The 12,513-nt window shown below is 50.6% G+C and carries 13 protein-coding genes; 9 read left to right on the top strand and 4 right to left on the bottom strand.

What is annotated here, in order from left to right:
* Positions 1–35: 35 nt before the first annotated feature.
* On the bottom strand, positions 36–353 hold the full coding sequence (locus VB712_RS09560; RefSeq protein ID WP_323254333.1) for a DUF1825 family protein: 318 nt from the start codon (positions 351–353) through the stop codon (positions 36–38).
* A 143-nt stretch (positions 354–496) separates the two neighbouring features.
* Here VB712_RS09560 and VB712_RS09555 point away from each other — a divergent pair, with 143 nt between their 5' ends.
* A complete protein-coding gene (locus VB712_RS09555; RefSeq protein WP_416236304.1) occupies positions 497–904 on the top strand; it encodes an SHOCT domain-containing protein in 408 nt (135 codons plus the stop codon).
* A gap of 91 nt (positions 905–995) precedes the next feature.
* Here VB712_RS09555 and recQ read toward each other — a convergent pair whose 3' ends face one another.
* Together recQ and VB712_RS09545 are read right to left on the bottom strand one after the other, a co-directional pair.
* Positions 996–3,272 (bottom strand): DNA helicase RecQ, encoded by a 2,277-nt coding sequence (gene recQ / locus VB712_RS09550; protein ID WP_416236303.1) that lies wholly within the window; start codon positions 3,270–3,272, stop codon positions 996–998.
* A gap of 45 nt (positions 3,273–3,317) precedes the next feature.
* Complete coding sequence (locus VB712_RS09545) at positions 3,318–3,959, bottom strand: hypothetical protein (protein ID WP_323254330.1); 642 nt, start codon at positions 3,957–3,959, stop codon at positions 3,318–3,320.
* Between the two features lie 229 nt (positions 3,960–4,188).
* On the opposite strand from VB712_RS09545, the gene clpS reads away from it, so the two are divergent.
* The 8 genes from clpS (at position 4,189) to VB712_RS09505 (ending at position 10,871) form a co-directional block, all read left to right on the top strand.
* Entirely contained in the window at positions 4,189–4,488 is a 300-nt protein-coding gene (gene clpS / locus VB712_RS09540; protein WP_323254329.1) for an ATP-dependent Clp protease adapter ClpS, read from the top strand.
* A 9-nt stretch (positions 4,489–4,497) separates the two neighbouring features.
* Positions 4,498–5,328 (top strand): type II CAAX endopeptidase family protein, encoded by an 831-nt coding sequence (locus VB712_RS09535; RefSeq protein WP_323254353.1) that lies wholly within the window; start codon positions 4,498–4,500, stop codon positions 5,326–5,328.
* Positions 5,329–5,464: 136 nt separating this feature from the next.
* Positions 5,465–6,142 (top strand): response regulator transcription factor, encoded by a 678-nt coding sequence (locus VB712_RS09530; protein WP_323254328.1) that lies wholly within the window; start codon positions 5,465–5,467, stop codon positions 6,140–6,142.
* Positions 6,108–7,526: an ATP-binding protein gene (locus VB712_RS09525; protein ID WP_323254327.1), complete on the top strand. Its 1,419-nt coding sequence runs from the start codon at positions 6,108–6,110 to the stop codon at positions 7,524–7,526. Before VB712_RS09530 ends, VB712_RS09525 begins: the two co-directional genes overlap by 35 nt.
* Positions 7,527–7,697: 171 nt before the next feature.
* Positions 7,698–8,120 (top strand): hypothetical protein, encoded by a 423-nt coding sequence (locus VB712_RS09520; RefSeq protein WP_323254326.1) that lies wholly within the window; start codon positions 7,698–7,700, stop codon positions 8,118–8,120.
* Between the two features lie 130 nt (positions 8,121–8,250).
* Positions 8,251–8,925, top strand: coding sequence for a Fe2+-dependent dioxygenase (locus tag VB712_RS09515; RefSeq protein ID WP_323254325.1), 675 nt, complete (start codon positions 8,251–8,253; stop codon positions 8,923–8,925).
* Positions 8,926–9,051: 126 nt separating this feature from the next.
* Positions 9,052–9,615, top strand: coding sequence for a PepSY domain-containing protein (locus VB712_RS09510; protein ID WP_323254324.1), 564 nt, complete (start codon positions 9,052–9,054; stop codon positions 9,613–9,615).
* Positions 9,616–9,713: 98 nt separating this feature from the next.
* Complete coding sequence (locus VB712_RS09505) at positions 9,714–10,871, top strand: adenylate/guanylate cyclase domain-containing protein (protein ID WP_323254323.1); 1,158 nt, start codon at positions 9,714–9,716, stop codon at positions 10,869–10,871.
* 89 nt (positions 10,872–10,960) lie between these two features.
* Here VB712_RS09505 and VB712_RS09500 read toward each other — a convergent pair.
* The coding region (locus tag VB712_RS09500) for a hypothetical protein (RefSeq protein WP_323254322.1) at positions 10,961–12,513 on the bottom strand (1,553 nt) is incomplete at its 5' end.

Below are 12,513 nucleotides of genomic sequence, written 5' to 3'. Positions count from 1 at the left end.
TGAAGTCCTCACTACGAACCTGTACGAACTTGTCCTTAAGCTTCGATTTGGGCTTTCATGTGTTCGAGGGTGCGGTGCATCTGCTCAAACATTTGCTGAGGCGTGATGCCAAACTGGCCCAATTGCGTTTTCAACTGCTCCACCGTCATCTTCGCCATAAAATCATCGGAAAGCTCAAACCGCTTCATGAAGATGTGGTAACGCTCCATAAGGGCCTCCATCTGCTCGATGAAGATTTTTTTCCCTTCCCGGTCGAATTTACCGTATTCTCCGCCCAGCGTCATCATGGACTGATAATCTTCAAAAAGGTGTCGGGCTTCCTGTTGGACAACTTCGGAGTCGAAAAATCCCATAATTTTCCTTTGGCTACTGATGTTGGCGAGATGTATTGTTGCGGTGGGCAACTTGCTGTTTATTCTAGGCGAGGGCAAAGTCGGAAAACAATGCGGGTTTTCCGTATGGCAAAAATGTTCATGGTTGGCAGGGATTGAGGGCGATCGCAATGTGGGAAGAATTTAATCAACAACCGAGAAATCAAAAAGTAGCGATTTTGTTGGCCCTGTTGGGGGCAATCCCAGGGCTACCGTTAGCAGGAGTGCATAAGTTTTATCTACGCCAACCCCTCTGGGGGGTGGTGTATCTCGCCCTATTCCTCCTCCCGATTCCCCATGTGGCCAGCGGTTTAGAGGCTTTATGGTATCTGCTTTTAAATCCAGAGCAGTTCTACCGCCGGTTTAATCCGGGGCTACCGCTACCAACGGGGGCGAAGATTACGCCGCAAATTGATCCGGTGCAGGTGCAGGCGATCGCCGCTGCCCTGCGGGATTTGGAGCAGTTACGCCAAGAGGGGCTAATTTCTGAATATGAGTTTGAGCAGAAACGGCGGCAGCTTTTGGAGGAGTAGGAAGTGGGAAGTGGGACTTTGCGGTTGTAGGTTGATGTAGGGGCGCAAAATTTAAACCTTTCGCCCCCTCACGCCTATCCTTACTCCCTACTCATAACCGTTGCCGCCATTTCCCCCGCACAAGGCGCAATTCATCGAAGGTGTAATCTTCACCGAGGCGATCGCGCATCAACGTTAGGCTATCCTCGCCATATTGGGTTAAGTAGTCAAGGATAACGGCCTGGTGTTCAGGGGAAACGAGGCGATCGATATCGATGTCTGCTCCTTGTTCGATCAGATCCCCTAAATGGCCGATGATCGTTGTTGGGCGGAGGTCGCGCTGGGCAGCAATTTCAGCAATATTTAACCCCTTTTGATAGAGTTGGAGCGTCAATTGTTGGGTATTGCTGCCAAGGGCTGAAAGCTCAGGGGTTTGGGGTGGAGACAATTGTTCAGAGGCAGGGATCTGGCTTTGGGCTAGTTCCTCAATTCGTGCCAAAAAGAGGGAGCCATAGCGTTTGAGTTTCGCTTCCCCGACACCAGGGATTTGAGCAAAGGCCCCCAAGGTACGGGGCTGCTGTTGGGCCATGGCCCGCAGACTGGAATCCGCAAAGACCACATAGGGGGGAACGCCCTGCTCATCGGCAATTTGTTTGCGTAGGGTGCGTAATTCTTCAAAGAGCAATTCTGCCACCATCGCCCGTTCATTTTCCCGCGTCCCGGCTTTCCCGGTAATCCGTCGCGGTACGGCAATGGTTACTTTCCGTTGACGGCGGAGAATTTCCCAACTTTTATCATTGAGGAACAAGACCCGAAACCCGTTGCTGGTTTCACTGACTAAGCCCTGATGGAGGAGCGATCGCCCCAATAGTTTCCACTGATCCACGCTGCGATTCTTACCAATGCCATGGGTAGAAAGGGAATCATGGCCGTATTTCTTAACCCTTTCGTTCTTAGAACCCCGCAACACATCAATAATGTGGTTCATGCCAAACCGCTGTTGACACCGCGCCACACAGGAAAGAAACTTTTGGGCCTCCACCGTCCAATCCTCTAAAGGGACAGGGTTACAGCAGTTATCGCAGCCTTGGCAATTGCCGGGGAACATTTCGCCAAAATAGCTGAGTTGGATCGTGCGGCGGCATTCAATGCCCTCGGCATAGTCCACCACTTGACTCAGTTGTTGGCGGGCAATGCGCTGCTCCTGTTCATCGGGTTTTTGATCAATCAGGTATTCAATGCTGTGAATATCCGAGGGATTGTAAAACAAAACGCAGTTGGCCGGCTCTCCATCTCGGCCCGCCCGCCCTGCTTCCTGATAATAGCCCTCTAAATTGCGCGGCAATTGGTAATGGAAAACAAACCGCACATCGGGCTTATTAATCCCCATTCCAAAGGCGATCGTGGCAACAATGATCTGCACATCATCGCGGATAAACCGATTTTGATTTTCACTGCGCTGATCATTGCTCATCCCCGCATGGTAGGGCAGGGCAGGGATGCGATCGCCCTGCAACCGTCCCGCCACTTCCTCCACCTTGCGACGACTAAAACAATAGATAATTCCCGATCCCCCCTTTTGGGCGCGGATTGCCTGGAGGAGTTGGCCGTAGCTTTGTTTTTCCCGTTTACGCACCTCGTAATAGAGGTTAGGGCGATTAAAACTGGCCAGATGGCGGTGGGGGTTTTGGAGGCGGAGTTGGTGGAGGATGTCCTGCTGAACCCGTTCCGTGGCGGTGGCGGTGAAGGCATACATGGGGACATCGGGATAACGGCGGCGCAGGGTTTGCAACTGCCGATATTCTGGGCGAAAATCATGGCCCCATTCCGAAACACAATGGGCTTCATCAATGGCAAAACCGCTGATGCCGTGGCGCGATCGCACCTGATCCAAAAACCCTAAAAATACCTCTCCCATTAACCGCTCCGGGGCTACATAGAGCAGTTTAATTTCCCCCTGTAGAATGGCCTCTTGGCGCGATCGCGCTGTTTCCCGATCCAAACTACTATTTAAAAACGTCGCCCCAATACCGTTATCTACCAAAGCATCCACCTGATCCTGCATTAGGGCAATCAAGGGGGAAACCACCACCGTCAGCCCCGGCTTGAGCAGGGCCGGCAATTGAAAACAAATCGATTTCCCCGCCCCCGTGGGCATAATGGCCAGCACATCCCGCCCCGCTAAGGCAGCGGCAATAATCTCCCGTTGGCCGGGGCGAAAGCGATCGTAACCAAAAAACTGTTTAAGTGCACCCTCTAGGGCATCAGCAGGAACAAACACAGGGTTTTTAATTTCGGCATCAGCAGGTTTATTGTACAGGATCCCCCCTGCCCCCCTTAAAAAGGGGGGTTCTGAATTTAACCCCCTTTTTCTACGCCAAAGGCGCATCCCCGAAGGGGCTTAGGGGGTCGGCGTAGCCGGGGGGATCCCGCTCTATCGCTGGACTTCTTCCCCCAAAGGCTCCACCGAGGGCGTTTGATCTTGGCTGGCCCATTCCAACCCCAAGGGGAGGGCTAAACAGCCCAAGGCCACGGCAATACCAACCACCAGCAACTTTAAAAAACGATCCTGCTGTTGGTCGAGGCGGTCTTCGGTGTAGTCGATGTGGTGGGTGAGTTGGGTTTGGATATCAAGGAGGTCGTGATGTTGGACAGTGACCTGTTGGGTGATGGTTTGGACTTGGTGGTGGAGGTGGCGTTGCTCCATTTCCAAGAGCGAAAGTTTTTCTTGAATTTGCGCTGCGAGGTGGGTATCGAGTTCCCCTAAGGTGAGCAAAAAATGCTGACGAAAAGCCTGGAGTTGCCGCTCTACCCGTTCTTCACTGGCCTGGAGATGGCGCTGATTTTGCTCCGTGTAGGCAATGAGTTGAGCTTCTAATTGGGTAATCACGGCGATCGCGCTAGAATGGGGCTGCAATCCTCCCGAATTCACCACCGTTAAAGAGCCGGGGGATGAGGCTTGACCCTGCACCTCCTCCTTGAGCGCCTGGATGGTTTCAAAGAGATCCGCCACCGGATGGGGGGAAATCGGCGGGCTGAGATCAGGATTCGCATGGGGGGATAGATGACCATTCATGGGGGCGATCGCTCCTCAAGGGGTTAGCAAGAACAGGGGTAAAGAAATTCCTCAGGGTGCGGCAATCCATCTTAGCGAACCTATCCCCATCAGCGCAGCCACCGCCTCAGTGATTTGTATCGGATCAACCTCTGCCTTTTCCCCAACGTTGGCTAAAATTGTACAGAGTTTTCTTCGAGATGTTCATGATCGCGTCATTCGTTATGATTTTGCTGGAGGTTTAGAACTTATGTCTACTGATATTTTGGAAAAACCCACCCTATCGGGGGATACATCCACCGTCCGTAAGCCCGCCCCCCGCTACCGTGTCCTGCTCCATAACGATGATTTCAACTCCATGGAGTATGTAGTACAAACCCTGATGCAAACCGTGCCTAACCTCACCCAACCCCAAGCGGTCAGCATCATGATGGAAGCCCACAACAGCGGCGTTGCCCTGGTGATTACCTGCGCCCTCGAACACGCTGAATTTTACTGTGAAACCCTGCAAAATCACGGTTTGAGCAGCACCATTGAGCCGGACGAGTAGGCGGCATTGGTGAAATTCCTCAACCCTAACCTGGCTCAATTACCCTTCCCCCTCCGGTTGGGGACGTTTTTGTTGATTTTGGGGGCGCTCTGGCTCCCCTTCGCCCTCCCCCTCCATTTCCTGCTCCGCCATGATCCCAATCTGGAAAGCATTGTGATCATGGCGATTTTATTTCTAGAATTTTTTGCCTGGGTGTGGGTATGGGGGCAGCGGGTACAGGGTTATGCCCATCCCTTTATGCACTATGGCCTGATCTGGACAAGACCCAATGGTATTCACGCCCTTTCCGGTTTGGCCATCGGGGTAGGGTTTACGGTGGCCTTATTTTTAATCATGGCCGCCGCTGGTTGGGCAGAGTTCCAAGAAGCGGAGAACATCACACCGATCTTGATCGAAGGGTTACTCGTCGGGTTGGGGGTGGGGTTAGCGGAGGAGTTTGTGTTTCGCGGCTGGCTGTTGGATGAGTTGGAGTTAGATTATGGGGCGATCGCCTCCCTTTGGCTCAATGCCCTCCTCTTTTCCGTTTCCCATTATCTCAAACCCCTAGGGGAAATGATCCGCACGTTCCCACAATTTTTCGGCCTCACCCTCTTAGGGCTAATCCTCGTTTGGGCCAAACGCCGCACCCGCTACCGCTTGGGCCTGGCCATTGGCCTCCATAGCGGCCTCGTTTGGGGTTACTACATCATCAATGTAGGCAATTTGGTGCGCTACACCGGGGGCGTACCGGAATGGGTGACGGGCATCGATCGCAACCCCCTAGCCGGATTGTTAGGGATTTTATTGTTATTAATTTTAGCCCTGTGGGTACGGGGGGGATGGGGCCAGCCGCCCAGTTAGCAGACAAGAATCAGAATCGCTATCTTAGATCAAATCCGCTTGATCAGATCGTGCAGTTGATGTAGGGGCGAAACTTCCCTACACCCATCCATTCTAAAACCGGATTCCGTCTGCGGAGGGGCAGGGTGAAGACATCATGAGGGTTTTGATTGTTGAAGATGATCCGCGCATTGCCCAGGCGATCGCCGAAGCCCTCCGGGATCAACATTATGTTGTTGAAATCGCGGGGGATGGTCGCTTGGGGTTAGATTTTGCCGAAGCGGGGGCCTTTGAGATCATTATTTTAGACTTGACCCTACCCTATTTAGACGGCGTGAGTCTCTGTCGCCAACTGCGTCAACAGGGCATGACCACCCCGATTTTAATGTTGACCGCCCGTGATGCCAGCGAGCATAAAGTCTTAGGATTAGATGCCGGAGCCGATGATTATGTGATTAAACCCTTTGATTTGCCTGAACTGCTAGCCCGGATCCGGGCGCTCTTGCGCCGCAAGACCGTTGCTCCCACAGCCATTTTAACCTGGGAAAACTTACAACTTGATCCCCAATATTGCCAAGTCACCTACCATGGCATACCCCTCTTGTTGACACCCACCGAATATCGCATTTTAGAGTTATTTCTCCGTCAGGGGAGCCGCGTCCTGAGTCGCAGTGTAATTTTAGAGCGGGTGTGGGAATTTGAAGAGATGCCAGGGGAAGAAACGGTTAAAGTTCATTTACGCAGCTTACGACAAAAACTCAAACAGGTCGGCGCATCTCCTCATTTTATTGAAAATATTTATGGTCTGGGATATCGGCTTAATCCAAATCTTTAACTCTCCTCAACTGCGGCAGTGGCGTTATCGGCTGTTGCTGTCCTATTTGATCGTGACGGGGTTTGTGTTGGCGGCGTTTGCGATTATGGTTTATACCATTGTGGCCCGCGATCGCCATAATCAACTTGACCTCCATGTCCGTCAATTGGCCATGGTGGCCGCCGTCAGTTTAGAAACCGTTCAACATGAATATAAAGAGCTTTTTACCGAAGCTGAATATGCTGAATATATCACTCGCCAAGGCTTAAAACCCAATGCATCCCTCTCCCTTGCCGAATTAATGGGTAAATATCAGCAAGATAGTCTTATTGCGCCCAATGCTAATCAGGTTAGAATTGCCAATCCCTTAACCCCAGAAAATCAGGGCGTGGAGTGGTTTGATCAGCACAAACGTCTGTTAGTGCGAGAGGGGAGTATCTTTCCGGATACCCCATTACCCGAATCTAATCTTGATACTGGGGACTGGTATCGTTGGCAAGATTTGCGGATTTTTGTAATGCCCGTGATCCTCATGGGTGATCCTCAAAAATCAGTCTTAGGGTATGTGCGGGCCGGTGAATCCACGCTACCATTAGCGGCGGAATTGCAACAGCTACGAGAGCAGTTAATGCTCGGTGTGGTGTTGGTGTCTGGATTAGTAACCTTGGGGGGAATTTGGCTTACCAGCCAATCCTTAAGTCCAGTATTGGCCAATCTGGAGCAACTGAAACAATTTACCGCCAATGCATCCCATGAATTGCGTAATCCCCTCACCGCCATTCGAGCTTCTGTAGCGGTGCTCCAAAGTCATCCTGAACGGATTAATGCGATGGATTGGGATAAATTACAGGCGATCGCCAGTGCCTCCGGGCAAATGAGTCAATTGGTGGATGATTTGCTATTGCTCACCCGTTTGGATCGCCATGCCTTAGATGCTCGTCTGTGGCGATCGCTCCCCCTCGATGAACTGTTAGAGGATTTAGGGTTTATCTATGGCGATCGCGCCGCCGCTGCTGATCTAACCCTAACCCTTGATCTCCAAGCCGAGGCAATCATTCAAGGGGATGCGGCTCAATTACAACGCCTGTTTACGAATCTCCTCAGCAACGCCCTCCAATACACCCCCCCCGGTGGTCAGATTACCCTGACAATGAAAATTCAAGAAAACCAAGCCTGGGTCAACATTCAAGACACCGGCATTGGCATCGCCCCCGAACACATTCCCCACATTTTTGATCGGTTTTGGCGAGCCGACCCAGCACGGCATTATGACCCTGGTGGTACTGGATTGGGGCTGGCGATCGCCCAAAGCATTGCCCACCACCACCACGGCAGCATCAGCCTCACGAGTCAACTGGACATAGGCAGTTGCTTTCAGGTTAAACTCCCCTTGGATCGCAAATAACCCTAGGAAATCCAGTTAAAAAGTGAAAAAATTGATAAGCGTAGGGGCAAAAAATTTTCGCCCCTAGGATAGGCTTGCTTTATCGTGCTAATTTTCTTCGTTCATCTTTCCTAGATCTTTCCTTTTTGCCTTCTACAATTGCGGCTGTAATCAATCAAAGGCAATTCCACTATGCATTCCAGAGCCGTAACCCTATTTCTAAGTTTGAGTTTAACCACCGCCTTGGCAGCCTGTAGCGGCGGAACAACGGGGGGCGAAGAGGGTGGCGTTCCCACCCCCACCCCAGAAACAACCCCGATGGATCAAGGAGGCGAAGAGGGCGGCACTCCCACCCCCACCCCAGCAACAACCCCGATGGATCAAGGCGGTGAAGAAGGTGGTGATTCCAGTGCTTTGCCCAGTTCCACCGCGCCACAACTGGCCCAGTCGGCAGAATCACGCTTTTGGTTATTGTCGGAGCGGGGCGAATCTGGTGAATCCGACGAATCCGGCGAATCTGGTGAATCCGGCGAATCCGGCGAATCCGGCGAATCCGGTGAATCTGGTGAATCTGGTGAATCCGGTGAATCCGGCGAATCCGGTGAACAAACTTAAAGCTAAAAAAATGAAGGCGTAGAAGTTAGCTCTTCAGCCTTCAAATACAACGTTATGGTTTGTAGTGCGGACTTTAGTCCGCTCCCTCACAAACCATGGGGGATATTATCGCTAAAACTACAACTACACCATGATTCTTTGTCTTGATCAGGTTTTATCACCTGATGATTTAAAAACCATTCACACCTTGCTCGAAAAAGGCGAATTTATTGATGGCAAGCTGACGGCTGGAGCTTTTGCAAAGACAGTCAAATATAATCAGCAACTGCAAGGTAAAACTGACATTGCTCAAACCGTTGAAACAATGATTCGCCAAGCCATCCAGCGCCAGCCGCTCTTTCAGTCTATCGCCCAACCTAAAGCCATTCGCCCCTGTTTAATTAATCGCTATAGTACCGGAATGTCCTACGGTTGGCATACGGATAATGCGATGATGGGACAGGCGGGTCAGTTAAACCGATCTGACCTCTCCTTTACGCTTTTTTTGAGTGATCCCGATACCTATACGGGGGGAGAGTTGGTATTAGATACCGATGGGGGCGATCGCTCCATTAAACTAGCAGCGGGATCGATGGTGCTTTATCCTTCAACATTCCTCCATCGGGTTGCTGAAGTGACTTCAGGGGAGCGATTAGCCGCCGTGAGTTGGGTGCAAAGTATTATTCGTGATCCCTCAAAGCGGACTGTACTTTTTGAATTAGATACTGTGCGACGCTCTCTTTTTGAAAAGTATGGCAAAACTGATGAGTTTGATCTGCTGTGTAAGACCTATGCCAATCTATTACGACAGTGGGCAGAGGTATGAGGGAATCCTTTGAAAATTCTTGAATTACAGTTTTTAGTGATGATCACTAACTGTGGACTTGATGAGAAATCAGGCATAATTCTGTACTACAAACGGGAGCAATATACAATGAGTGAAGGAAAAAAAATGATCAATTTTCGTCAGTTACACCGAAAAATTGCGCCGATTTTGTTTCTTCCCCTACTGCTGACGGCCCTCACTGGGGTTGGTTATCGTTTAGGGCGGGCGTGGTTTAATTTACCCCATGAAATTGGTGATGTTTTGTTAGGTGTGCATCAGGGGAGTTTTGTCGGAAAACCCTTGGTTCCGATTTATGTGTTATGGATGGGGCTGGGGCTACTAGGTTTGGTGGTGACGGGGATTGTGATGATTAAACAACGATGGGGTAAACCCCAGTCGAAGCAAGGTCATCGTTGGTTGCATCGTGGGGTAGGGGCGATCGCCTGCCTTCCCCTACTGATGAGTGCCATCACCGGCATTTCCTTCCGCTTGGGTAAAACTTGGTTTGGCCTCTCGGACGCGCAAGGTTCTTTCCTGATGGCTCTCCATGAAGGGCGATATTTAGGGAATGCACTTCGACCATTTTATGTCTTAATGGTGGGTTTGGGTTTAGGAGTTCTTCTCTTTACCGGCATCCAAATGACCGGAATTTTTCGCCCTAAAAAACCCCCTGAAGCTCACAAAAATTAAGCTTAAATTGAGGTAGTATGATCCAAAGTGTTCAGAAAAATTCAATCCTAGAGGCAAGAGTTCAGGGATCATTCTCAACTCGATATTGGTTGGAGTTTTTGGGTAACTCCGTTCAGCTTCCCTTAGCCAATATCCTCCTAGAATTGATTGTTGAAGGGCCTTTGTACTTATTATCTTTTGAATTTTTTGTGATGATCTTTGCCAGCGCTGTCCAATCCTATTGGCTCACCCACTGGCAAACGACCTCAAATCCCCATCGTTTGAGCGGCAACTTGATTGCACCGGGAATCTATACCCTTGTGGGTTTGCATTCTGAAGGGTTAACCTTTTTTGCCGCTCCCAATCATACAGCTTACTGGTTTTTTGCCATAACCATCGGTGCTTTGCAAACATTACGCTTTAGGTCAGTTCAAAAAGTGGCAGCGCTTTTAATTGTGTTTGAAAATGTTGTACGCACTTCAATTATTTTTTGGATGTATGCATTGTTGGAAACCTTTGATAATCCAAGTTTCATCTTATCTTGGCAGTTCTTGCAAGATAAAACGCATATTTTTATTCTGCTCTCACTCCTCCTTTTCAGCTTTAGCATTGGTTTAGCCAATCTTACATCAGAACGCTATTTGAATTTATTAAAAGCAACATTGTCGCAGCTAAAAACCTATTCAGAGTGGCTATTAGGTCGAGATTTACTCAATTACAGTATTGATGATCCGTCAGTGCTTAACCTGACGAAGAAGGAGCGAACAGTTTTATTTATGGATATTCGCAATTTTACCCGCTGGAGTGAAACAGTATCGCCGGAAAAAATCACCTATCTTTTAAATCAATACTACCAAATTTCCGAAAATATTCTCCAGCAAAATCATGTAATTAAGTTCAAGTTATCAGCGGATGAGGTGATGGCGGTTTTTGCTTCTGTGAATACGGCAATTTTGGCGGCGATCGCCCTCCGTTCTCAAATTAATGGGCTGTTATCCCGCTATCAACTCAGTGTCGGTATTGGCATCAATCACGGCCTCCTGATGGAAGGCTTAATCGGCACTCAAGATGTTAAATTTTATGATGTCATTGGCGATACCGTCAACACCGCCAAACGGATTGAAAGTGCAGCGGGGGCGGGGGAAATTCTCATTTCTGAATCTGTTCAATGTGACTTAGATCCTGAATTCACCCTGGAAGCACAGCGCCAAATTCAGGCTAAGGGCAAGAAAGAATTACTCAATGTGTATGTGATGGGCGATGACTCCTTCTATTAAGGCCTGTTGTCGTCGGGAATTCAGTTGTAAAATTGATAGCTGTAGGGGCGCAAAGATTAAACCTTTCGCCCCTACTCTCTGCATTTTTCTTAATTGGGATTGTAGGACTTCACTAAAACATTATTGGTGGTGTAAATTTCCAACGGAATTTTAGTGCGATCGCTCACCCGCTCTAAAGCCTGCTCCAGGGCAAAAACATGATCCATCACCCCCGCTTGGGCTTCGATATTGTTCTGCGATCGCGCCGCCTCTGAAGTTTGCCGCACCCGCTCCACATAGGCCGGCGTGAGCCGCACCGTCAGCTTTTCATTCGTCACCGTATAAACACAAATTTGCTTACCCTCCACGGTACAAACCTGGTTTAAATCCACCTTCGCCTGACGCACCTGCAATGATCCCTCTAAACGCGATTCAGCCCGACTTAAACCCTGAGCATAAACCTCTAACAGTGGTTGAGCTTGGATGTAATTAAAACTATCTTGGGGAATTTGTTTGATCGAACTAATCCCCTGTTGCCAGGCGGCGATCGCATCCTCCCAACGGTTTTGGGCCGCCGCTGCATTAGCCTGCTCCGCTAATCGTACCCCTTGGTTATAGGCATTTTGGGCAAAACGCTCCTGGGTTTGGCGGTTGGCCGCTAGGGTTGCCTTGGGTTGATACAGCCCCAATAGACGGCGAGCTTCACTGTAAACGGTGGTGGTGGCAGGAACCTGTTTCAGGGCATTGAGGGCCGTTTGCCAGGTGCGATCGGCCAACTCCAAATCCGCCAAAGATTGGGCAATATTGAGGCGCACCTCTGCGACTTTGGCCGCTTCTTCCGCCAGGGCCAAATTTTCCACCGCCTTTTGCTCCGTGGCTAACCGCTCCTGAATAATCGTCAAATTTTGGCGGTATTCCTGCACCTTTTGCCGCGCAAAACGATAGAAATCATCTTGAGGTTCGAGGCTTTCGAGGGCGGCGATCGCCCCCTGCCACTGATCTAGGGAAGCCTGCCATTGGGCCACCGTTAAGGGGGGGTTTTGGGTGAGGTTGGCGGCGGCGTTGGCGGTTTTGAGGGCATCCACCAACACCGTGGCATTGTCCACCGTCCGGCCATAGCCCCGGAGCAGGGCTTGGGCTTCGTCATACTTTCCCGACCAAGCAGGAATAGTACCCAACAGGAAAAGGGCGCGATCAAGTTGTTCCTGGGCCTGGAGCACCGCTGGGCCGGAGGGAGGATCTTGGAGGGTTTCCACGGCTTCATTGGCTAGGGTTTGGGCCACCGTCAACGTGCGACAACTCCGCAACACACAGGGGCGACTGAGGGCGTAGATACTGCCAAAAAATAGCGTCAGGCTGATCACCGTGCCAGCAATAATCACCGGCAACCAGAGGCGATTTTCACTCTGGGGGAGGGGTTCCAGTTCCGGTGTGGAGGTCTGGGGATAGGGGAGGGGTTGAACCTGTTCCTCCTCGTCATCCTCAAACCCAACACCATCGGGCAATTGGGAGGGAATCACAATGGTATCGGGATCCGCCACATCGATGAATTGATCCCCAAAGCCATCGGGTTCCCGGCTAGGCTCTGGCGGGGGTGGGGGGCTAGGGGGAAGGGCGGCGGGTTCTGGGTCGGGGTGGTGAACTAAAGCGCCTTGGGCGGCGA

Origin of the sequence: Spirulina sp. CCNP1310 (genome assembly GCF_034932185.1) — a bacterium.
Lineage (GTDB): Bacteria > Cyanobacteriota > Cyanobacteriia > Cyanobacteriales > Spirulinaceae > Spirulina.
Note: the sequence above shows the minus strand (reverse complement) of the source record. Positions and strands in the feature narration are given on the sequence as shown.

Excerpts from the sequence above, each read along its gene's own strand:
- VB712_RS09560 (WP_323254333.1), bottom strand. The coding sequence starts at position 353 with ATGGGATTTTTCGACTCCGAAGTTGTCCAACAGGAAGCCCGACACCTT.
- recQ (WP_416236303.1), bottom strand. The coding sequence starts at position 3,272 with ATGCGCCTTTGGCGTAGAAAAAGGGGGTTAAATTCAGAACCCCCCTTT.
- VB712_RS09545 (WP_323254330.1), bottom strand. The coding sequence starts at position 3,959 with ATGAATGGTCATCTATCCCCCCATGCGAATCCTGATCTCAGCCCGCCG.
- clpS (WP_323254329.1), top strand. The coding sequence starts at position 4,189 with ATGTCTACTGATATTTTGGAAAAACCCACCCTATCGGGGGATACATCC.
- VB712_RS09530 (WP_323254328.1), top strand. The coding sequence starts at position 5,465 with ATGAGGGTTTTGATTGTTGAAGATGATCCGCGCATTGCCCAGGCGATC.
- VB712_RS09525 (WP_323254327.1), top strand. The coding sequence starts at position 6,108 with ATGGTCTGGGATATCGGCTTAATCCAAATCTTTAACTCTCCTCAACTG.
- VB712_RS09520 (WP_323254326.1), top strand. The coding sequence starts at position 7,698 with ATGCATTCCAGAGCCGTAACCCTATTTCTAAGTTTGAGTTTAACCACC.
- VB712_RS09515 (WP_323254325.1), top strand. The coding sequence starts at position 8,251 with ATGATTCTTTGTCTTGATCAGGTTTTATCACCTGATGATTTAAAAACC.
- VB712_RS09510 (WP_323254324.1), top strand. The coding sequence starts at position 9,052 with ATGATCAATTTTCGTCAGTTACACCGAAAAATTGCGCCGATTTTGTTT.